General features: G+C 62.6%; 19 protein-coding genes. 12 read left to right on the forward strand and 7 right to left on the reverse strand.

Annotation, left to right across the window (positions count from 1 at the left end; all coding sequences use genetic code 11):
- The first annotated feature begins 9 nt into the window (after positions 1–9).
- Genes ACTHN9_RS26455 through ACTHN9_RS26470 form a run of 4 tightly spaced genes read left to right on the forward strand, consistent with a single transcriptional unit; the run spans position 10 to position 3,300 of the window.
- Positions 10–879 carry a branched-chain amino acid ABC transporter permease gene (locus ACTHN9_RS26455; protein WP_440539786.1) on the forward strand — a complete coding sequence of 290 codons (870 nt, stop codon included), beginning with the start codon at positions 10–12 and terminating at the stop codon, positions 877–879.
- Complete coding sequence (locus tag ACTHN9_RS26460) at positions 876–1,841, forward strand: branched-chain amino acid ABC transporter permease (RefSeq protein ID WP_440539787.1); 966 nt, start codon at positions 876–878, stop codon at positions 1,839–1,841. Before ACTHN9_RS26455 ends, ACTHN9_RS26460 begins: the two co-directional genes overlap by 4 nt.
- A complete protein-coding gene (locus tag ACTHN9_RS26465) occupies positions 1,838–2,587 on the forward strand; it encodes an ABC transporter ATP-binding protein (protein WP_440539788.1) in 750 nt (249 codons plus the stop codon). Before ACTHN9_RS26460 ends, ACTHN9_RS26465 begins: the two co-directional genes overlap by 4 nt.
- Positions 2,584–3,300, forward strand: coding sequence for an ABC transporter ATP-binding protein (locus tag ACTHN9_RS26470; RefSeq protein WP_440539789.1), 717 nt, complete (start codon positions 2,584–2,586; stop codon positions 3,298–3,300). Before ACTHN9_RS26465 ends, ACTHN9_RS26470 begins: the two co-directional genes overlap by 4 nt.
- 7 nt (positions 3,301–3,307) lie before the next feature.
- On the opposite strand, the gene ACTHN9_RS26475 is transcribed toward ACTHN9_RS26470, so the two are convergent.
- Together ACTHN9_RS26475 and ACTHN9_RS26480 are read right to left on the reverse strand one after the other, a co-directional pair.
- The gene (locus ACTHN9_RS26475; protein ID WP_440539790.1) at positions 3,308–4,240 is read right to left on the reverse strand and encodes a LysR family transcriptional regulator; all 933 of its coding nucleotides are present in this window, start codon (positions 4,238–4,240) and stop codon (positions 3,308–3,310) included.
- Positions 4,241–4,243: 3 nt separating this feature from the next.
- Positions 4,244–5,824: a methyl-accepting chemotaxis protein gene (locus ACTHN9_RS26480; RefSeq protein WP_440539791.1), complete on the reverse strand. Its 1,581-nt coding sequence runs from the start codon at positions 5,822–5,824 to the stop codon at positions 4,244–4,246.
- A gap of 367 nt (positions 5,825–6,191) precedes the next feature.
- Here ACTHN9_RS26480 and ACTHN9_RS26485 point away from each other — a divergent pair, with 367 nt between their 5' ends.
- From ACTHN9_RS26485 to ACTHN9_RS26495, 3 genes are all read left to right on the forward strand, one after another.
- Positions 6,192–6,962 (forward strand): putative hydro-lyase, encoded by a 771-nt coding sequence (locus ACTHN9_RS26485; RefSeq protein WP_440539792.1) that lies wholly within the window; start codon positions 6,192–6,194, stop codon positions 6,960–6,962.
- A 114-nt stretch (positions 6,963–7,076) separates the two neighbouring features.
- Positions 7,077–8,312, forward strand: a complete 1,236-nt coding sequence (locus ACTHN9_RS26490) for an MFS transporter (RefSeq protein ID WP_440539805.1) — start codon at positions 7,077–7,079, stop codon at positions 8,310–8,312.
- Between the two features lie 69 nt (positions 8,313–8,381).
- The gene (locus ACTHN9_RS26495; protein ID WP_440539793.1) at positions 8,382–12,026 is read left to right on the forward strand and encodes a hydantoinase B/oxoprolinase family protein; all 3,645 of its coding nucleotides are present in this window, start codon (positions 8,382–8,384) and stop codon (positions 12,024–12,026) included.
- Between the two features lie 106 nt (positions 12,027–12,132).
- On the opposite strand, the gene ACTHN9_RS26500 is transcribed toward ACTHN9_RS26495, so the two are convergent.
- Positions 12,133–12,885, reverse strand: coding sequence for a Fic family protein (locus tag ACTHN9_RS26500; protein ID WP_440539794.1), 753 nt, complete (start codon positions 12,883–12,885; stop codon positions 12,133–12,135).
- 306 nt (positions 12,886–13,191) lie between these two features.
- Between ACTHN9_RS26500 and ACTHN9_RS26505 the strand changes: the two genes are divergently transcribed.
- From ACTHN9_RS26505 to cysS, 3 genes are all read left to right on the forward strand, one after another.
- Positions 13,192–13,746, forward strand: a complete 555-nt coding sequence (locus tag ACTHN9_RS26505) for a GNAT family N-acetyltransferase (protein ID WP_440539795.1) — start codon at positions 13,192–13,194, stop codon at positions 13,744–13,746.
- Between the two features lie 104 nt (positions 13,747–13,850).
- Positions 13,851–14,318, forward strand: coding sequence for a YaiI/YqxD family protein (locus tag ACTHN9_RS26510; protein ID WP_440539796.1), 468 nt, complete (start codon positions 13,851–13,853; stop codon positions 14,316–14,318).
- A 236-nt stretch (positions 14,319–14,554) separates the two neighbouring features.
- Complete coding sequence (cysS, locus tag ACTHN9_RS26515) at positions 14,555–15,949, forward strand: cysteine--tRNA ligase (protein ID WP_440539797.1); 1,395 nt, start codon at positions 14,555–14,557, stop codon at positions 15,947–15,949.
- Positions 15,950–15,971: 22 nt separating this feature from the next.
- On the opposite strand, the gene ACTHN9_RS26520 is transcribed toward cysS, so the two are convergent.
- A complete protein-coding gene (locus ACTHN9_RS26520; RefSeq protein ID WP_440539798.1) occupies positions 15,972–16,586 on the reverse strand; it encodes a glutathione S-transferase family protein in 615 nt (204 codons plus the stop codon).
- Positions 16,587–16,938: 352 nt separating this feature from the next.
- On the opposite strand from ACTHN9_RS26520, the gene ACTHN9_RS26525 reads away from it, so the two are divergent.
- Positions 16,939–17,382 carry a hypothetical protein gene (locus ACTHN9_RS26525; RefSeq protein WP_440539799.1) on the forward strand — a complete coding sequence of 148 codons (444 nt, stop codon included), beginning with the start codon at positions 16,939–16,941 and terminating at the stop codon, positions 17,380–17,382.
- Positions 17,383–17,431: 49 nt separating this feature from the next.
- On the opposite strand, the gene ACTHN9_RS26530 is transcribed toward ACTHN9_RS26525, so the two are convergent.
- Positions 17,432–18,307, reverse strand: a complete 876-nt coding sequence (locus ACTHN9_RS26530) for a lipid A biosynthesis lauroyl acyltransferase (protein ID WP_440539800.1) — start codon at positions 18,305–18,307, stop codon at positions 17,432–17,434.
- Positions 18,308–18,504: 197 nt separating this feature from the next.
- The gene (locus tag ACTHN9_RS26535; RefSeq protein ID WP_440539801.1) at positions 18,505–19,458 is read right to left on the reverse strand and encodes a LysR family transcriptional regulator; all 954 of its coding nucleotides are present in this window, start codon (positions 19,456–19,458) and stop codon (positions 18,505–18,507) included.
- Positions 19,459–19,577: 119 nt separating this feature from the next.
- On the opposite strand from ACTHN9_RS26535, the gene ACTHN9_RS26540 reads away from it, so the two are divergent.
- A complete protein-coding gene (locus ACTHN9_RS26540) occupies positions 19,578–19,763 on the forward strand; it encodes a 4-oxalocrotonate tautomerase (RefSeq protein WP_440539802.1) in 186 nt (61 codons plus the stop codon).
- 74 nt (positions 19,764–19,837) lie between these two features.
- On the opposite strand, the gene ACTHN9_RS26545 is transcribed toward ACTHN9_RS26540, so the two are convergent.
- On the reverse strand, positions 19,838–20,746 hold the full coding sequence (locus tag ACTHN9_RS26545) for a hypothetical protein (protein ID WP_440539803.1): 909 nt from the start codon (positions 20,744–20,746) through the stop codon (positions 19,838–19,840).
- Between the last annotated feature and the right edge of the window lie 99 nt (positions 20,747–20,845).

A 20,845-nucleotide genomic window follows, 5' to 3' on the forward strand; every position in this document is an offset into this window, starting at 1 on the left:
GGGTGTGCGATGACCCAATTGCTTCTGTTCAACGTCACCAACGGGTTGATCATCGGCGCGTTCTACGTGCTGATGGCGCTGGGGTTATCGCTGATCCTCAACCTGAGCAACGTGATCAATTTCGCGCACGGGGGCTTTCTCGTCGCCGGCGGCTACATCGCCTATACCGTCACGCCCTTTGTCGGCTTCTGGGGCGCGCTGCTCATCGCCCCCCCATGCGTCGCCCTGATCGGACTGACCCTCGAACGATTGCTGATTCGCCGGGTGTACGGACGCGATCCGCTGTATGGGTTGCTGCTCACGTTCGGCCTCGCCTTCGTCTTCGAAGACGGCACGCGTTTTATCTGGGGGGCGCAGGGCAAGCCCGTCAACGTCCCGCCGGTGCTCTCGCAGCCGCTGAGCGATACGCTCTTTTTCGTCACCGGCTACCGTCTGTTCATGGTCGCGACCGTTGCGGTGGCGGTGTCGCTGCTGTTTCTTCTGTTGCGGCACAGCAGGCTAGGCATCAGGATTCGAGCCGGCACCCTCGATCTCGAAACCGTTTCGGCGCTAGGCGTCAACGTCGGTAGGCTGCGCTCGTTGAACTTCGCGGTCGGCGCCTTTCTCGCGGGGTTGAGCGGCGTGCTCGCGGCCGGCCAGCTCGGGCTGGAGCCGACGATGGGAACAGGCCTGCTCATGCCGAGCTTCATCGCGATCATCGTGGGCGGCGTAGGCAGCCTCACCGGCACGCTGTTGGGCGGATTGCTGATCGGGGTGGCCTCGGGCGTGACCGCCGTATTCTTGCCGGCGGCGAGCGAGGCGATCATCTACGTGCTGATGGCCGTCGTGTTGTTGTTGCGCCCACGCGGGCTCCTCGGCGAAGAAGGTATGCTGACGTGAACGATCGAGGGGAGTTCGCCCGGCGCCGGCTTCTGACGCTCGCCGTCGTGTGGTCGGCACTGTTGCTTGCGCCATTCTGGATGCCGCCGCTTGGCGGCTATACCGCGCTGGGCACGCGCGTGCTCGTGCTGGGGCTCGCCGCGATGTCGGTCAACTTCCTGCTCGGCTTTACGGGGGTCCTATCCTTCGGGCACGCCGCGTTCTTCGGACTCGGCGCCTACGGCGCGGGCCTCTCGTTGAAATTTCTCGCAACGAGTACGCCGCTTGCCCTCCTTTGCGGCACCTTGCTCGGCGGCATCTGCGGTTCGCTGCTTGGGGCGCTCTGTGCACGTCTGCGCGGCGTGTACTTCGCGATGGTGACCATCGCGTTCGGGCAGGTTTTCTACTACATCGCCTTTCAGTGGAGTTCGCTGACGGGCGGCGACGACGGCTTGCGCGGCTTCGAGCGCGCCCCATTGCACTTCGGGCCGATCGCGATCGATATCCTCGCGCGCTCCGATACGTTCTACTACTTCGTGCTCGTTTGTCTCGCCGCCGCCGTCGCGTCGATGGGCTTCATCCTGCGCTCGCCATTTGGCCGCACCCTGATCGCTATTCGAGAAAACGAGCGGCGCGCCCGGTTTCTCGGCATTCCCGTCGATCGCCACATCTGGATCGCCTTCACCCTCTCGTGCTTCTTCATGGGATTCGCCGGCGCGCTATACGCACTCCTAAACAATTTCGCCGATCCGCGCGGCCTGCATTTCAGTCAATCGGGCGACTTCGTCATGATGGCGGTCATGGGCGGCATGCGCAATTTCTGGGGCCCCCTGCTCGGCGCCGCCGTGTTCGTCGTATTGCAGGACTACCTGTCGAGCATCACCGTCAATTGGATGTCGTTCGTCGGCATGCTGTTCGTCGCGATCGTCCTTTTCTTTCCGCGCGGGCTCTTGGGTTTCCCGCGCGGTCGGAGCGATTCGTGAGCGCGCTCGAAGTCGAGCACGTGAGCAAGCGCTTCGGCAGCTTGCAGGCCGTGCGCGACGTCTCGCTCGCCGTCGAGCAAGGGGCGTTGCACGCCGTTATCGGTCCAAACGGGGCAGGCAAGACGACGTTCTTCAATATGATCAGTGGCCTCTTTCCACCCACCACGGGAAAGATCGTCTTCGACGGACACGACATCACCGCCCTCCCGGCGCATCGACGCGTCGCCGCGGGCATCGCGCGCACGTTCCAAATTACCGAGATCTTTCCGGAACTCACCGTATTCGAGAACGTGCGTATCGGCGTCGAGGTGGCAGCCGGTCTTCGTTTGCGGGCGTGGATGAACCGCGCGCAAGCGAAGCAAGTGCGCGAGCACATCGATGACGTTCTGGCGCTGACCGGCTTGGATGCGCATGAATATAGGCTAGTCGGCGAGCTGTCCCATGGCGAACAGCGCGTCGTCGAAGTCGCCATGGCGCTCGCGTTGCGGCCGCGCTTGCTGTTGCTGGACGAACCCGCGGCGGGCATGGGCGATCAAGAGACCGAGGCCATCACGCAATTGATTTCGCGACTGCACGAGGACAGCCGGCTCACGATCGTCCTGATCGAGCACGACATGCGCGTCGTGTTCGATCTCGCCGATCGGATCACGGTCCTCGATCGAGGCAGCGTCCTTGCCGAGGGTGCGCCCGAAGCGATCGCGGCGAACGAAGCTGTCCAGGCTGCTTATCTCGGGGTCGCCGTATGACCGCCGCACTCGCCGCCACGGGCCTGCACACGTTCTACGGCAAGAGCCACATCTTGCGCGACGTGAGCCTCGCCGTGGAAGAAGGCTGCATCACCGCCTTGCTCGGCCGCAACGGCGCCGGCAAGACGACGACCCTGCGCACGCTCATGGGCTTGACGCCGGCCCGGCAAGGCAGCGTGACGATTTTCGGCGCAGACACCACCCGCTGGCCGGCATACCGGATTGCCGCGAGCGGCGTCGGCTACGTGCCCGAAGGACGGCGCATCTTCGCGAATCTGAGCGTCGAAGAGAACCTGCGCGTGCCGCTCGTGCGCAGCGGGCCCTGGACGACCTCGCGCATCTACGAACTCTTTCCCCGGTTGGCCGAACGCAAAGGCAGTCGTGGTCGATCGCTCTCGGGGGGCGAACAGGAAATGCTCTCGATCGCCCGTGCCCTCCTGCTGAATCCCCGCCTGCTGATACTCGACGAACCCTCGCAAGGTCTCGCACCGCTGGTTGTGCGCGAGGTATTTCGAGTCGTCGCGCAGATGCGCGACGAAGGCATATCGGTGCTGCTCGTCGAGCAAAACGCGCGGATGGGGTTGGAAATTGCCGACTATGCCTACGTGCTCGACGACGGCGCCATCGTCTACGCCGGCAGCTCGCGCGCGCTCGCGTCGGATGAGGAACGCGTTCGTGCGCTCACGGGCGTCAGCGCACGTAGGCGCTCTTGATCTTCGATCACAGCGCTTCGACCAAGTCGTGCCGCTTGGTTCGGCAGTATGCACTGCATGCGATGTGCGCGGCACTGGCGGCTGCGTTCACCATCGCGTTGGCGTTCGTCGGCTTGCACACCGACACGATGATCGGCGGCGGCACCGGCTTGAGCGGCAGTTCGACGAATTCTCCTGTTTGCAATTCGTCGGTGACGAACAGACTCGGAATACACGCCACGCCATAGCCGTCGCGCACGAGCTGCACGATCGCAGCCACGGACGGCGAGCAGGTGACGCGCGTTTGCTCGGGCCGGACGTTCTCCTGCCGTGCGAGCGTGAGCACGATGCTCTGCAACGAGACCTGCGGCGCGGTGCCTCGGCCGAACGTCAAGATGGGACGTTGAAGGACGCGCGACGCGAGCCCAGCCGTGCGACGCGATAACAATCCGCGCTTCGCAATCCAACGCACGGGGTAGCTTGCGATTGCACTGGACGCGACCTTCGTACTGTCGATGCCCTCCACACGGATGACCAAATCGAGTTCGCCCGCGAGCAGTCGTTGCTGCAAAACCGCGCTCGAATCGACCGTCAAGTCGACATCGAGCTGCGGGAACTTGGCATTGAGATGCGTCACATAATGCGCGAGCCACGAGTGCACGACGGTTTCGATGACACCCAACCGCAGCTTGCCGCCGACGACCACTTCCTGCCCCGCCGCCTCGCGCAGCGCGCGCGCCGCATCCACCAGGTTGCGAGCCAGGCCCAGCAGGCTCTCGCCCGCGGGCGTCAGGCGGAACTGCGTCGTCGAACGATCGACGAGTTCCGCGCGCAATTCGTCTTCGAGCGACTTGATCCGCAATGAAATCGTCGCCGGCGTCGCGTGCAGCACGCGTGCGGTGGCCCGGAAGCTCTCCAGCTCCGCGAGCGTCACGAACGTTTCGACGAATCGCGTATTCATCGTCTAGCGTGCGTGCGCAGCGTGCGCCGCATCGGTCGCGACTCGGAACACCTGCATCGCCTCCCCGAGCCGCTGCGCCTGCTCGTTGAGCGAGCTAGCCGCCGCGGCCGCTTGCTCGACGAGCGCCGCGTTCTGCTGCGTCACGCCGTCCATCTGCGAGATCGCCCGATTGACTTCTTCGATCCCGATGCTTTGCTGGGCGGACGCCGTCGCGATTTCGCCGACGATTGTCGTCACGCGTCGCACCGCGGCGACGATGCCGTCCATCGCCGAACCCGCGTTTTCCGCGAGCGCCGCGCCGCTCTCGACTTGCGCCAGCGACGTATCCACGAGTACGCGAATCTCTTTCGCCGCGGCCGCGCTGCGTTGCGCGAGGCTGCGCACCTCGCTGGCCACCACAGCGAAACCGCGGCCGTTCTCGCCGGCGCGCGCCGCTTCGACCGCGGCGTTCAGCGCGAGGATATTGGTTTGGAACGCAATGCTATCGATCACCGAGGTGATGTCGGCCACCTTCTTCGAACTTTCGGCAATGGCCCTGACCTTGCTCACCACATCGCCCACCACGCCGCCGCCGCGCTCGGCTTCGGAGGTGGCGCTGGCGGCCACTTCGCTGGCGCGCGAGGCATTGTCGGCATTTTGCTTGACCGTGGACGTCAATTCGTCCATTGCTGCCGCGGTCTCTTCGATGGAAGCCGCTTGCTGTTCGGTGCGGCTCGACAAATCGCCGTTGCCGGTGGCGATTTCGGCCGCCGCCGTACGAATCGTTTCGGCAGCCGACTTCACTCGGGCCACCGTGCCGGCCAGCGTATCGCGCGTATAGGCGATGGCCGAGACGATGCTCTCGTCGTCGCCATCCACCACCTCGATCCGCCCAGTCAAATCGCCCGATGCGATTTGACGGGCAAGCTCGGCGGCCCGCGCGGGCTCGCCGCCCACCGAGCGGCGCACGCTTCTTACGGCAAGCGAGGTCAAGATGGAGATCGCCACGCCGAGCACGAACAAGACGGCCAACGACGTGCCGAGCGTGCGATAAAACGCCGCCTGGATATCGTCCTGATAAACGCCCGCGACGAAATCCCAATTCCACGGTTTGTAGCGCTTAACGAAACCGAGCTTCGAACTCGGTTGGGTCTCGCCCGGCTTCGGCCACCAATATTCGACGTAACCCATCCCGGCGGGCGATGCGCCGGCTGCAGCGATATCCCGATAGAGCAGATTGCCCTTGGCGTCTTTCCATTGCGACATGTCCTTGCCGTCGAGCTTCGGCGCCATCGGGTGCATGACCACCACCGAATCGGCGCCGACCACGGTGACGTAGCCATTACCGCTGTAGCGCATATCCGCGATGCGCGCGAGCGCTTGCTGCTTCGCGGCGTCGGCGCCGATCTTGCCCGCCTGTGCATCGCGATCGAGACCCGCGGCAACCGAATACGCCATCTCGGTGATATCGGCGAGCGCCTGCCGGCGCTCTGTCAGTTGCATTTCGCGCATCTGCAAGGCGTACCAAACAGTCAGCGTCAGCAACCCGATCCAGGTGAGCAACAGCGGAATCCAAAGTTTTTGTCGTAGCGTGAGGTGGGTCATAGTGGTTTCTTCCGACGAAAGGGGCTGTTCACAACTCGGGCACTCCTGCTTATCGGCACCCATGCCCGGATGTTAAGTGGACAGAACCCTCGCCGCTATTCCTTTCAATGCACGAATTCGACCGTTTCGCGCAAGGGAAGTCAATCCGGAAAGCCGTGGATCGAACCCCGGGTTTCCCATCCACAGCCTTATCCGATAAGCCTGCACACCAATCCCATCCGACACCGATGTTCGTACTCGCTCGGGAAAACCCGCATACGTACGTTAGGAAAAACTTGACAGCAGCGCGCGGAATAACTTGCTGGCGCGTCATTTCATTCAAACCTAATCTGCACACCGAGACACACCTACATCGAGGAATTTCGTCATGCCCGATCAGTTTCGCCAGCTCGTGCGCCGCAAGGACTTCAAAGGTCCGACCGTCGGCCAATGCGGCGACTACGCCCAAGCCAATCTCGTCATCGTGCCCAGCGCCTATGCCGACGATTTCCTGAGGTTCTGCGTGCGCAATCCGAAACCGTGTCCGTTGCTCGGCGTTGGCGAGCGCGGCCAGTGGAATGTGCCCTCGCTGGGCCGGGACGTGGATCTGCGCACCGACGTACCGGGCTATAACGTCTATCGCGACGGCGTGCTGTCCGAGCAACCCGACGACATCGTCTCGCTGTGGACCGACGACCTCGTCGCGTTCGCCCTCGGTTGCTCGTTTTCGTTCGAGCAGATGTTGACGCGCGAACGCATTCCGCTTCGCCATGTCGACGAAGGGGTCAACGTGCCCATGTTCCGCACGCGCATTCCCAACGCGCCGGCCGGACCGTTCGCCGGACAGCTCGTCGTGACGATGCGGCCGATGTCGGGCGCGCACGCCATCCGCGCCGTCCAGGTCACCAGCCGCTTTCCGTCCGTGCACGGTGCACCGGTGCATCTCGGCAGTCCGCATGCCCTCGGCATCGCCGACCTGTCGCGCCCCGACTATGGCGACGCGGTGACGATACGCGAGGATGAAGTGCCGGTCTTCTGGGCCTGCGGCGTGACACCGCAAACCGCGCTCGAAGCCGCCCGCCTGCCATTCGCCATCACGCATCGGCCCGGACACATGCTCGTGACCGACATCCCGAATGCCTCGCTCGCCGTCCTTTGATCGACGCCGAGGCTCGCCCCGGATTTAGCCCTATTGAGGAGACCTAAAGTGAACACCGATACCCCCTACCCCGAGATCGACCGCACCGAAGATCGCAGCGGCGATAGTCATTCGATGTTCGGCTGGTACGGCCATTTGCGTACGAACGAACGCCGCGCGTTTTGGAGCTGCAAGATCGGCTATGCGCTCGACGCCATGGATACGCAGTTTCTCAGCTTCGTCATCCCGGCCTTGATCGCGACGTGGGGCTTGACCAAAGGCGAGGCCGGCCTCATCGGCACGGTCACGCTCTTGATGTCGGCCCTAGGCGGCTGGGTTGCCGGCATCTTGTCCGATCGCTTCGGACGCGTGCGCACGCTGCAGATCACGATCGTCTGGTTTGCCGCCTTCACGCTCGCTTGCGCTTTCGCTCAGAACTTCACGCAGCTTCTGGTGGCACGCGGTTTGATGGGCCTCGGGTTCGGCGGGGAGTGGACCGCCGGCGCCGTCTTGATGGGCGAAGTGATCCGCGCCCGCGACCGCGGCAAAGCGGTGGGCATGGTGCAAGCCGGATGGGCAATCGGCTGGGCCGTGGCGGCCGGACTCTATACGCTCGTGTTCTCGTTGCTGCCGGCCGAGCTTGCCTGGCGCGCGCTGTTTGCGATCGGGATCCTGCCCGCCCCGTTCGTCATCTTCATCCGCCGCTTCGTCGAAGAACCCGAAGTGCATCTGCTCGCTAAGCAACAAGAACGCGAGACGCACACGACGCACTCGTTCATGGAAATCTTCGGCGCGGACATGTGGTTCACGACGCTGCGCACGGCATTGCTGGCAACCGGCGCACAGGGCGGCTACTACGCGATCACAACGTGGCTGCCCACCTATCTGAAGACCGAGCAGCACCTGAGCGTCGTGGGAACGGGCGGCTATCTTGCCGTCATCATCGCCGGCTCATATGCGGGATACCTGTGCGGCGCGTGGCTGTCCGACCGCGTCGGACGCAAGCTCGGCTTCATTGCCTATGCCCTTGCATCGATGGTGATCGCATTGGCCTACACGCACCTCAAGCTCGACGACACGTTGCTCTTGATTCTCGGCTTCCCGCTCGGCTTCTTCGCATCGGGCATGTTCTCCGGCATGGGTGCTTTCATGTCCGAACTGTTCCCGACGCGTGTGCGAGGCTCCGGCCAAGGCTTTTGCTACAACTTCGGCCGTGCCGTCGGCGCCGCATTCCCGTTCATGATCGGTTATGTGGCGCAAAAGATGACGCTCGGCGCCGCCATCGGTACGTTCGCGGCCTGCGCCTACGGCGTCGTGATTCTGGCCGCCTTGACGTTGCCCGAAACGCGCGGCGCAAAACTACAAAATTGAATCGGCCGATCTGACCGATCGCCCTCTCGCACTCTTCGTTTTTCACGTACTTCCGATCGAAAATACATCATGCAAGACCTGAAGCGACAAGCTCAACACATTACTTCGGAGTCCGAACGATGGCAGTTCTGGATCGACCGCGGCGGCACCTTCACCGACATCGTCGCCAGGCGCCCGGACGGCACGCTCGTGACGCACAAGGTGCTCTCCGAAAACCCCGAGCGCTATCGAGATTCCGCCGTTCAGGGCATTCGCGAATTGCTCGGTGTCCCAGCGGGCGCACCCGTGCCGGCGGAGCTGATCGAATGCGTGCGGATGGGAACGACCGTTGCCACCAATGCGCTGCTCGAACGCAAGGGAGAGCGCACCGTACTCGCGATCACGAAGGGGTTCGGCGATGCACTGCGTATCGCGTACCAGAACCGGCCCAAATTATTCGTACGCAATATCGAACTGCCGACGCTGCTCTACGAGCGGGTCGTCGAAATCGACGAACGTATCGGTGCGCGCGGCGAAGCAGTCCGGGCGCTCGATGAAACCCGCGCGCGCGCCGAACTCAAGCGCGCCTTCGACGAAGGCATCCGATCGTGCGCCATCGTATTGATGCACGCCTACAGGCATCCCGAGCACGAACGTGCCTTGAAGGCCATCGCGCAAGAGATCGGCTTTACCCAAATCTCCGTCAGCCACGAAGTCAGCCCGCTGATGAAGCTCGTCTCGCGCGGCGACACGACCGTCGTGGACGCCTATCTCTCCCCCGTGCTGCGCCACTATGTGCGGCAGGTGGAAAGCGAGCTGGGCGCCGTCCCGCTGCAATTCATGCAGAGCAATGGCGGATTGACGGACGCCCATCGGTTCCAGGGCAAGGACGCGATTTTGTCGGGACCCGCGGGCGGCATCGTCGGCGCGGCGCAGGTCGCCGCCCTAGCCGGATTCGACCGCATCATCGGCTTCGATATGGGTGGCACCTCCACCGATGTGACGCACTACGCGGGGGAATACGAACGCGACTTCGTCACTGAGGTGGCCGGTGTGCGTATCCGCGCGCCGATGATGAAGATCCATACCGTCGCCGCCGGCGGCGGCTCGATCTGTACGTTCGACGGCGCCCGTTTCCGCGTTGGTCCCGAAAGCGCCGGCGCCAACCCCGGGCCGGCCTCGTACCGGCGCGGCGGCCCGCTGACCGTCACCGATTGCAACGTCATGACGGGCAAGCTCGATCCGAAGTGGTTTCCGAAGGTGTTCGGCCCGGAAGGCAACGAACCGCTCGACGCGGCCATCGTGCGTCAGCATTTCGCCGAGTTGGCGCGCGAGGTCGGCGCCGCGACGGGCATCGAGCGCACACCCGAAGCCGTGGCCGAAGGCTTCCTAAAGATCGCGGTCGAAAACATGGCCAACGCGATCAAACAGATTTCGGTACAGCGCGGCTACGACGTGACGCAATATACGCTGGCCTGCTTCGGCGGTGCGGGCGGCCAGCACGCCTGTCTCGTCGCCGATGCCCTCGGCATGACACGCGTGTTCATCCATCCGCTCGCCGGTGTGCTATCCGCCTACGGGATGGGTCTAGCCGACGTGCGCGCCATGCGGCAACGCGCGTTGGAAGTGCCGTTGAACGAACAGGCGCTCGAAGCGTGCGAATCGGCGTTCGCGGATCTTGCCGACGCCGCCCGTGGGGAAGTGACCGCGCAGCGCATCGACGACAGCCGCATCACGTTGTGCTACAAGCTGCACGTCAAATATGACGGTACCGACACCGCGCTCGAAGTCGATTTCGACCGAGACGTCGCGAAGGTGATCGCCCACTTCGAAACGCTTTACCGGACGCGGTACGGCTTCCTCATGCCCAATCGCTCGCTGATTGTCGAAGCGGTGGCCGTCGAGGCGATCGGCCGCACCAGACAGGCCGACGATGAGCGCTGGCCGCTCGCGCCGGACGCATCGGCCGAACCGGCGCCACTCGCGATGACACGGGTCTTCACCGGCGGCGAATGGCGCAACACCCCTGTCTACGATCGCGACGCGATGGCGCCGGGTGCGAAGATCGACGGGCCCGCGATCATCAAGGAAAGCACGGGCACGACGATCGTCGAGCCGGGATGGCAATTAGCGGTCACCCGTCACAATCATTTGGTCGTCGAACGCACGGTACCGCTCGAAGCGAGGCATGCTGCCGGGACGCAGGCCGATCCGGTCCTGCTCGAAGTCTTCAACAACTTGTTCATGTCGATCGCCGAGCAAATGGGCGTGACGCTGGCCAACACCTCGTACTCGGTCAACATCAAGGAACGCTTGGACTTTTCTTGCGCGTTGTTCGACTCCGATGGCAACTTGATCGCCAATGCGCCGCATATGCCTGTGCATCTGGGTTCGATGGGCGAAAGCGTGCGCACGATCATCGAATGCCGAGTGGGAACGATGCGGCCCGGCGACGCGTTCGCGTTGAACGCCCCCTATGCCGGCGGCACGCACCTGCCGGACGTGACGGTGATCATGCCGGTCTTCGCCGGCGGCTCGAACCACCCGATGTTCTATGTCGCGGCGCGCGGCCACCACGCCGATATCGGCGGCGTGACGCCCGGCTCGATGCCGCCCGACTCGATTCATGTCAACGAGGAAGGCGTGCTGCTCGATAACGTGCAACTCGTTGCCGAGGGCCGGTTCCTGGAAGCGCGCCTGCGCGACAAGTTGCTGTCGGGTCCGTGGCCCGTGCGCAACGTCGAGCAAAACCTCGCCGATCTGCGCGCCCAAGTGGCCGCGTGTACGAAAGGCGCGCAAGAGCTCGAGCGCATGTGCGGCCAGTTCGGCCTCGATACGGTGCGCGCCTATATGCAGCACGTGCAGGACAATGCCGAGGAAGTCGTCCGGCGCACCCTGTCCGTTCTCAAGGATGGGCGCTTCGAATACGCGTTCGACGACGGCGCGAAGATCGTCGTCAACGTTACGATCGACCGCGCGGCGCGCTCGGCCGTCATCGACTTTGCCGGAACGAGCGCGCAGCAGCCGAACAACTTCAATGCGCCGTCGTCGATCTGCAAGGCCGCGGTGCTCTATGTGTTCAGAACGCTCGTCGATGAAGACATTCCGCTCAATGCGGGTTGCTTGAAGCCGCTCGTCATCAAGATTCCGGAAGGTTCGATGCTGAACCCCCGCTATCCGGCGGCTGTCGTCGCCGGAAACGTGGAGACATCGCAAGTCGTCACCGATGCGCTCTACGGCGCACTCGGCGTGATGGCCGGCGCCCAAGGCACGATGAACAACTTCACGTTCGGCAACCACTCCGTCCAATACTACGAAACGATCTGCGGCGGTTCGGGGGCCGGCCCGACGTTCGACGGGTGCAGCGCCGTGCAGACGCATATGACGAACTCGCGCTTGACCGATCCGGAGGTGCTCGAATGGCGCTTCCCGGTACGGCTCGACGAATTCGGCGTACGTCGGGGCAGCGGCGGCGCCGGACGCCATCGCGGCGGCGATGGGACGAACAGACGCGTGCGCTTCCTCGAGCCGATGACGGCCGTCATGCTCGCCAACCGGCGTGTCGTGCCACCGTTCGGCTTAGAAGGCGGCGCACCCGGTGCCGCCGGCATGAACTGGATCGAGCGCAAAGATGGCACCCGCGAATACTTCGGCGCACGGCATAAGATGCAAATGGAGGCGGACGACGTCGTCGTCATTCAAACGCCCGGCGGCGGGGGGTACGGGGCCGCTTGAGTTCGATCGCTAAGCGATAAGCGGTAAAACTACGCGCGACGTGCGCGGCGAGTCATGCGCCGCCGCGTCGCTTTTTTCTTCGATCCCGCACTGAGTCAGGGGACGATTAATCTCGTCCAAGCAAGTTTAGGTAGATTTCGAGCGTTCTTTGAACGGCCTCGGCTACGAGCTGCGCGAGCGCCCCGAAATCGCCGCCCGCGCCCGCCTTGTCCAACGCTTCGCAGTAAGCGAGGCGGTGTTCATGACGAATGACGGCGGGCGGATAACCCGACTTCATCAATTCGAGGTTCAGCAGCAGCCGGCCCGCCCGCCCATTGCCGTCCGAGAACGGATGAATCTTCTCAAACCGTGCGTGCAGACGGGCAGCACGCTCGATCGGATGCATCTCGCCCGCACTCGAATGCCAGGCGATCAGCGCGGCCATCTCCGTCGGCACTTGCGAGAAATCCGCAGCCTTCGTGCTTGCGCCGGCGATGGTCACGTTTTCGTGGCGATACTGGCCGGCCTCTTTGTCGTCGATCCCTTTCAGCAGGAAATGGTGAATGTGACGAATTTGTGACTCGGAAAACGGCTCGTTACTGCCGACTCGCTCCTCGACGTAGAGCATCGCCTCACGGTGATTCAAGACTTCGAAGTGCTCGCGAAGCAATTTCCCGCCCACGGCAATGCCGTCGAGCACCGTCTTCGTTTCGCTCTGCGTGAGCGAATTGCCTGCGATCGCGTTCGAGTTGTAGGTCCAATCCAACAACATGGACTGGCGCAGCGATTCTAGCGTGTGCAACGGCAGGGGAGGCGCCGTATCGAGCTTCGCCTTGTCTGCATCGATGGCTTCGAGCAAGGGCTGTAAGGAAGAATCCATGAAATCACCGGTGCGTTTCGGAAGGCACACATTGTATATCCGCGACCGGTGCCCCAAGACAGCCTGTCCATTCAAAGAGTGTGCACGGCCGTCAGGAAGTCCGCTTCACGCAATCGACTAGTTCGCCCCGTACGCGCTGCGACGGCGCGCCGCCGTCGCGATATGCGCAAGGCAATGCGGAAAGCGCGGAGCGCCGGGGGCGTGGACGCCGCTCCGCGTCTGCGCGGCACCGTCGCCGTGCGACGGAGTGCGACAGCGGCCAAGCGCAGTAGAATCGACGGCGGCCAACCTCTGCGCACCGCACCCATGCCATTGCCAACCCCGACCCTGCACACCCCGCGCCTGCTGTTGCGCCCGTTCACCGAGGCCGATACCGACGCCATCTTCGCGCTGCAAAGCGACCCTACCGTCTTGCGCTACTGGGATGCATCGCCGTGGACGACGCGGGCACAGGCGGAACGTTTCCTGGCAACGTGCAAGCAGATCGAGCAGGAAGGCACCGGCGCCCGCGTGGCGATCGATCGCGCGGCCGATGGCGTGTTCGTCGGCTGGTGCGGGTTGGTCCAATGGGATCCGACCTGCCACAGCGCGAGGATGGGCTATTGCTTCGATAAAGCCGCCTGGGGCCAGGGTTTCGCCACCGAGGCCGCGGGCGCGCTGCTGCAGTGGGCGTTCGAAACGCTCGATCTGAACCGGGTTCAGGCCGAAGCCGACACGCGCAACGCGGCATCGGGCCGCGTACTGGAGAAGCTAGGCTTCGTCCGCGAAGGGACGCTCCGCGAGGATTGCATCGTAAATGGCGAGGTGTCGGATTCTTGGGTGTACGGGCTCCTTCGCCGCGAATTCAAGCTGCAAAGATGAGCGATCGGCGGCCGACGCTTCACATCCATGAGGACCGGTCGGCCCCGGCGGCCTGAGCAAAGGCGCTAAGATGATTGCCGTTTTCGATCTTTGGAAGGCCCTACATGCAAGTGCTGGTTGACGCCGATGCCTGTCCGGTTGTCGTTAAAGAGATTCTGTTTCGCGCCGCGCGGCGCACGCAGGTGTGCGTCACGCTCGTCGCCAATCAGTATTTGCGCACGCCGCCTTCCCGCTTCATCAAGGCGCTGCAGGTGCCGGCGGGGTTCGACGCTGCCGACGCGCGCATCGTCGAACTCGTCGCGGCGGGCGATCTCGTGATCACGGCGGACATTCCGCTCGCCGCCGCTGCGCTCGATAAAGGCGCGCATATCCTCGATCCGCGCGGAAATTGGTTCACGCGCGAAAACATTCAGGAACGGCTCACCATGCGCGACGTCATGGATCAGTTGCGCACCTCGGGCATCGCCACCGGTGGCCCGGCGCCCTACATGCCGAACGACAGCAAGGCGTTTGCAGGGCAATTGGATCGATTCCTCGCGCGACATAGCAAGCCCCCGGGAGCCGGCGCTTAAGAGCGCGTATCGGTTCGTCGGGATTGACCGGCGCGGGCATTGGCGGCTAGGATTCGCTTTATGTCGCCTCGCACCCCATCCCTTTCTTTGTCGATCCACGCATGTTGTCGAAACATGCCAGGGGGAACTGCGTCTAGCGATTGAGCTACACGTCGTATCGATTGCCTTCTGGCCGCCCGTTGCAAAACCGGCGGCCTTTTCGTTTTGGACCCGCATTTTTTCGACGGAGAGACTCGATGCCGCTCGAGTTGTACGACACCTGGTCGCGCACCGTGCGCCCTTTCACGCCGATCCACGCCGGCCAGGTCGGCTTGTATTGCTGCGGCCCAACCGTCTACGACCATGCGCATATCGGCAATTTGCGCACGTATGTCTTTCAGGATGTTCTGCGGCGTGCGTTGATCCGCAACGGCTACGATGTCCGGCACGTCGTCAATATCACCGATGTCGGCCATTTGACGTCCGATGCCGACGAAGGCGAAGACAAGATGGAAAAAGGCAGCCGGCGCACCGGGGAATCGGCGTGGTCGATCGCTCGGCGCTATACGGAAGCGTTCGTCGAGGATTGGCGTGCGCTGCGTCTGCTCGACCCCACCGTCTGGTGCCGCGCAACCGATCACATAGCCGAGCAGATCGCCTTCATCGCCGAATTGGAACGCGCCGGCTATACCTATCGGACCGAAGACGGCCTGTACTTCGACACCATCAAACAGGACGACTACGGTTTTCTCGCGCGACTCGATCGTGCCGGCTTGCAAGCGGGCAAACGCGTCGCGATGGGCGCCAAGAAGACGGTGACCGACTTCGCGTTATGGAAGTTCGCCGAGCCGGGCGTCGTGCGGCAAATGGAATGGGACAGCCCGTGGGGCCGCGGCTTCCCGGGGTGGCATATCGAGTGCTCGGCTATGTCGGCCAAATACCTCGGCACGTGGTTCGACATCCATTGCGGCGGGGAAGACCATATCGCCGTGCATCACAGCAACGAGATCGCGCAGACACAAGCGGCTCACGGCACGCGCCTGGCGAACTTCTGGATGCACGGGCACTTTCTCACGCTCGACGCGAGCGCGAAGATGTCGAAGTCGAGCGGCGATTTCATCCGCCTGGAAACCTTGCGACGCCGACACTTCGATCCCGCCGCCTATCGCTATCTGTGCCTGACGGCGCATTACCGCAGCAAACTGCATTTCAGTTGGACTTCGCTCGATGCCGCGCAGACAGCCTTGAATCGGTTGCGGCATCTCTACGAGGCCTGGCCCGATGCAGGGCGCGTCAGTGCGGATTTCGTCGCGCGGTTCGACGCCGAAGTGAACGACGATTTGAATCTACCCAGGGCGCTGGCCGTGCTTTGGGAACTCGTGAAAAGCGACCTGCCGGCCGCGGATGCGCGCGCAACTGTCGATCAATTCGATACCGTGCTCGGCCTCGGGTTGCGAGAGTGGAAATCGGTGAAACCGGTAGAACACGATCTCCCGCAAAATATTCGTTCGCTGCTCGACGAACGCGAACAGGCCAGATCGGAGCGAAACTGGGCAAAAGCCGACGAAATACGGAAGGCTTTGGGTACACGAGGGTGGAAAGTCGAGGACCGGCCGGAAGGACAGCGCCTCATTGCAATCGCGGCGGACTAGACCGTCGCGAAGGCACGCTGGGCTATGACGGAAGCAGCGATTCCATGCCTGGCATCGGGATAAAGCCCTTCAGGGATGCGATACGGCTGATCCATGCGCGCACAGCGGGCCGAGCGCGCAGATCGAATCCGTTGTCCGACGCCAGCGCAACATAGGGGAAGCATGCGATGTCCCCAATGCTGGGACCGTCGGCGGCCAACCAATGGCGACCGACCAAACGTTTTTCCAGTATGTCGAGCGCCCTGTTCCCTGCCTGCTGCGCGGATGCCAGATCGCCGGGGTAGCCAAAGAGTTGGATGGCGCGCGACAGAAAGAGGCCGCCCACCTCGTTCTGCGCAAGTTCCATCCACTGCATGACGGTTGCCATCCCTTCCGGCGTAGCGGGCAACCACGTTCTGGCCGCATCGTATCGGCTGGCGATATACACGAGGATGGCTGTCGAACCCCAAACGACATGGCCGTTGTCGTCGATCGTCGGGATTTGTCCCCGGGGGTTCAAATCGTAGTAGGCGGGATCGACAACATTCTTCCCCGCTGTGGCGTTCACGATCGCTTCATCGTATTCGATCCCCAGAAATGCGAGAAGGAGACGCACTTTATAGCTATGCCCCGATGTCGGGCGGTGATAGAGCAACATGGTTCGCGGCGCTCGGATTGTTAACTTTCAGCAAATTACCATCATTCATCGAATCGATGAGACTCGCGCCATTGTGTTTGACGAAATAGGAAAACATCAATAGAGAAATTATTTATCCATGTGTTAAGAATTTCTTTACGCGCGACAGCCGACTACGGATCGCATGACCATCAAACACGGAGGGACATTTTTCCCGATGCGAGATGACATGTTAGGCTTGGAACAATTCAATTCATTCACGGGAATCGAGATGGCATCGCTTAGAAAAGCTATTGAAACTTATATCCATGCGAAAGACTACAATCGCCCGCATTTGATGCCCGATGCATTCGCGGCCGACGCCGAGCTGGCCATGGAATTGAAAACCGACGAAATTTCTTTCCCCAGTACCGCCATCGGGGTCGCTGGCATTTCCGATGTGCTCGTGAGTCAGTTCGCGCGCCAGTATGAAAACGTCTATACGTTTTGCATCGGCAACCCACCTGAAAACGAGCTTTCGCTGCGCTGCTACTGGCTCGTGTGCATGAGCGAGAAGGCAACGGGTGCCGCTCGAGTCGGGTTCGGCCAATACCAGTGGGACTTCGACGCCGCGCGTGGAAAGATCTCGAAGCTTCGGATCACGATCGAGGAAATGAACACGTTGCCCGGCGCATGGTGTGCGCCGATTCTCGCCTGGGCGCAAACGCTGCCGTACCCCTGGTGCCCTTCCGATGTCCCCGCGCGCAACGCGCCCGCCTTCGTGCCCGTTCAAAGCATCGCCGATACATTGGCGCGACTGGCCGGGACCGCCGGCTAGACACCGGAAATCGACGACGGTGGTGTGTCGCGCATCGAGGCCCGCCGGCTCAATACACCGATGCCAAACCGGGCGGCCGGTGCTTGAAGCGCCGATGCACCCAGTAATACTGTTCGGGAAATTTAACGACTTGTTCTTCGAGGAACGCGTTCATGCGGCGCGCATCGACCGTATCGTCGTTGGACGGGAAGTCTGCCAGCGGCTCGAAAATCGTCAACTTATACCCCTGATAATTCGGGAGCACTTCCGTCACGAACGGCACGACCCGAGCGCGCCCTAGCCGCGCGAGCCGTGAAATGGCCGTGAGCGTGCAGGCAGGAACGCCGAAAAATGGGACAAACACGGAATTTTCGACACCTTGATCCATGTCCGCGGCGAGCATGACGGGTTTGCCGGAACGCAACGTGGCCACGATTTTCTTGGCACTCGTGGAGCGCTCGATCATCTCCGCACCGAATCGGCCGCGTTGGCGCTTGGCCAACTCGCATAGCGACGTGCTCGACATGCGCGTATAGAGCGAGGCAACCGGCAGGTGCGTCGAGTAAAGCATGCAGCCCACCTCGATGCCGACAAAGTGAAACCCCATAAAAATCGTGGGCGGCGCCGATGGATCGCCGAGATCGATGGCGCTGTCGATCTGGACGATCTTTCGGATCGCCTCGGCACTGCCGAACCACTGGATGCCTCGCTCGAGATAGCTGCGGATCACATGGCGAAAATGTTCGCGCCCGAGCGCTTGTTGTTCGCGGGCAGTCAACTCCGGGAAGCAAAGACGCAAGTTCACCGATACGATGTGCTTTCGGCGGCTCGGCAGCGCATACAGCAGCGTGCCGATGGCAACCCCGAGTCTTGCGACCCACTTATAAGGAAGAACCGAAAGCGTGCGTAGCAACGCCACGATGAGCGCAAGTCTGAGGCGTTTCAAAAAAGTGTCCCGTTTAAGCGGTGAGGCGTGGGCCGCGACGTCGAGCGCCAGGTGCGCGAACGTTTCGCTTGCCCTTTCTTCTTAGGAATCGCTTTGCTCGGTACATCGCGTGCCGGCGGCATAGCGCCACGAGCCCCGGATTACCAGCGCGGCACCCCAAAAGAGCCGACAGTGTACCAGGCGGCTCGGGCATGTCCTCATCGGCGACGTTGCCGGCGTTGCGAACCTGCCTTAGCGGCCGCGGGCTCGCGCTCGGCTTGCGCTTCGGGACAAAACCGCTCCAGCAAAAAATCGATCGCGCTGCGCAGCTTTGCCGTCGGCTGCCGATCCTGCGCATAGACCAAATACATGGGCGTGCGCATATACGACCACCCCGGCAGCACCCGAACCAGTCGCCCGGCGTCCAGGTCTTCGGCTAACGACGCTTCCGGTTGAAGCACGACGCCGGCCCCATGCAAAGCGGCGATGCGCAACGCGCTACCCTGGTTCGAGCTGAATCGGCCTTTCACGGGTACCTCGCACACTTCTCCATCCGGCCCGCTCAGTTGCCAACGGTCGTGTCGCCGCCAATACGACAAACCAAGACAAACGTGAGCGCTCAACTCGGTCGGATGCGTGGGCACCCCTTGTGCAGCCAAATAACCCGGTGCGGCCGCCAATATCCGCCGGTACGGTTTCAGTGGACGCGCGACCAGCCCGATATCGTCGATTTCTCCGATGTGGATGCCCAATTCGTACCCCTCTTCGATTAGATCGCGGACGCGATTGTCGAGCGTGAGATCGACGCTGACTTCCGGGTATCGGGCTAGATATTCCGTTAGAACGGGAACAAGGCTCTGGCTGCCGAAGCTCACCGGCGCAACCAGCCGCACCTGTCCGCGCGGGCTGCTTTGCAACTCGGTCGCGCTGGATTCGGCCAGCGCCACTTCGGCTAATACAACCTTGCAACGCCCGAAATACAGACGGCCCACCTCCGTCAGTTGCTGCCTCCGAGTTGTGCGGTGAAGCAGGCGCGCGCCGAGCCGATGCTCGATCGTCCGGATGTGCTTGGCGACCATCGTCGGCGAAACATCGCTAAGCGCAGCGGCCGCGGTAAAGCTGCCGCTCTCGACCACGCGCACGAACATCGCCATCCCGGCCAACTTGTCCACGATTAAAAACCTATAGGTTTTAAATGACTCGAATCATCGCATATTTATCTCATCGCGGAGGTACACGACACTGTGGTCATTGACGCCCCATTCGGTGCGTCGCTTACAGAGGAACCGTCATGCCAGTCTTGCACTTGGAAATGCATCCAGGCCGCACGCTCGAGCAAAAGCGTGCATTCGTTCGCGAAGTGACTCGCGTCACTGTCGAAACGTTGGCCTGCCCCCCCGAATCGGTCGACGTCGTGATTACTGAAGTGCCGCGCGATGCGTGGGCCAAAGCGGGGAAATTGCTGTCCGACAGCTAATGTCGATCCTCGCCGCCGAGCGGTGACCGCAGGAACGCCGCGGCACCGCCGCCCCTGCCCTCACACGAGGAAAGCTACTTGCCTGTCCATACGACATCGCCATCGACCGAATAAAGGCGGCATCCCTCGTGACCGGTCCCGCAATTGACGAAAGCGTCGTCGATCGGATCGACGGCGCCCGATGCGGCTCCCCACGCCCCGTCCGGCGCGATCGCAAACGCGCGCGGGCGCCGGGCCGCCAGATAGCGCAGATAGGCTTGGCGCCCGGCAGCGCGCAAGTACGGCACCGCGTTGACGTCTCGAAGCGACGCAAAGTGTGTTGGAGGCGGCGCCGATTCCTGCCGCGGCCACACGACCGTGTTATCGACTGCATAGAGTTGGCAATACTGCGACATCGACCAGCACCGCTGCATGACCGTGCGCACGGGGTCGAAGCCGCCGGAAACCCAGGTACCGTTCGTACTGCCGATGGCCAGGGCTTTAGGAAACGGCGCCGAGAGGTAGCTCGTATAGATCGTCGCTTTCCACTTCGGCGAGAGATAAGGAATGGCGTCGAAGTCGGCCAGATTCGCGTAGCCGCTCGCCTTGGGCGCGTGGCCCGGAAGGTATTGAGTACCGACTTCGCCGCTCGGCATGCCGATACTGGCCAAAAAGGCATCGGCCTTCGAGATCCAAAGGCTAAGCCCCGCACCGGACGCCGTCATCGCGTGCGCGTCCTTCTGAAACGCGCCATAGTCGACGAGTTGCGCACGCCCGCCCGCCGCGGTGTAGCTACGATACATGCCTTGCCAGGTTGCCGTCGAAAACGTTTGATCGTTGTCGCCGTAGAACCAGATCGACGGCAAACGGGTGCGCGCGCCGAGCTGACCGGCCGCCGAGATCAAGCTTTGGTCCGGCTGGCGGCAATCGGACTCTTTGACGCCCCCGGCGAAGTTGAGCAACCGTTCCGTCAGACCTACGCAAACCTGCTCATTGCTGAGCAAATCCGCCGCTGACTTCCTGCTTCACCGAGGCCGGTTTCACTCGGGCCGCAAGACCCGAGCCAGAGCCTTCCTCTCCACAGGCTGCAACCGTGGAACTCA

Origin of the sequence: Trinickia sp., from assembly GCF_051953405.1 — a bacterium.
Lineage (GTDB): Bacteria > Pseudomonadota > Gammaproteobacteria > Burkholderiales > Burkholderiaceae > Trinickia.

Coding starts and splice junctions, on each gene's coding strand:
- ACTHN9_RS26455 (WP_440539786.1), top strand. CDS start 10: ATGACCCAATTGCTTCTGTTCAACGTCACCAACGGGTTGATCATCGGC.
- ACTHN9_RS26470 (WP_440539789.1), top strand. CDS start 2,584: ATGACCGCCGCACTCGCCGCCACGGGCCTGCACACGTTCTACGGCAAG.
- ACTHN9_RS26475 (WP_440539790.1), bottom strand. CDS start 4,240: ATGAATACGCGATTCGTCGAAACGTTCGTGACGCTCGCGGAGCTGGAG.
- ACTHN9_RS26480 (WP_440539791.1), bottom strand. CDS start 5,824: ATGACCCACCTCACGCTACGACAAAAACTTTGGATTCCGCTGTTGCTC.
- ACTHN9_RS26485 (WP_440539792.1), top strand. CDS start 6,192: ATGCCCGATCAGTTTCGCCAGCTCGTGCGCCGCAAGGACTTCAAAGGT.
- ACTHN9_RS26490 (WP_440539805.1), top strand. CDS start 7,077: ATGTTCGGCTGGTACGGCCATTTGCGTACGAACGAACGCCGCGCGTTT.
- ACTHN9_RS26495 (WP_440539793.1), top strand. CDS start 8,382: ATGCAAGACCTGAAGCGACAAGCTCAACACATTACTTCGGAGTCCGAA.
- ACTHN9_RS26500 (WP_440539794.1), bottom strand. CDS start 12,885: ATGGATTCTTCCTTACAGCCCTTGCTCGAAGCCATCGATGCAGACAAG.
- ACTHN9_RS26505 (WP_440539795.1), top strand. CDS start 13,192: ATGCCATTGCCAACCCCGACCCTGCACACCCCGCGCCTGCTGTTGCGC.
- ACTHN9_RS26510 (WP_440539796.1), top strand. CDS start 13,851: ATGCAAGTGCTGGTTGACGCCGATGCCTGTCCGGTTGTCGTTAAAGAG.
- cysS (WP_440539797.1), top strand. CDS start 14,555: ATGCCGCTCGAGTTGTACGACACCTGGTCGCGCACCGTGCGCCCTTTC.
- ACTHN9_RS26520 (WP_440539798.1), bottom strand. CDS start 16,586: ATGTTGCTCTATCACCGCCCGACATCGGGGCATAGCTATAAAGTGCGT.
- ACTHN9_RS26525 (WP_440539799.1), top strand. CDS start 16,939: ATGGAATTGAAAACCGACGAAATTTCTTTCCCCAGTACCGCCATCGGG.
- ACTHN9_RS26540 (WP_440539802.1), top strand. CDS start 19,578: ATGCCAGTCTTGCACTTGGAAATGCATCCAGGCCGCACGCTCGAGCAA.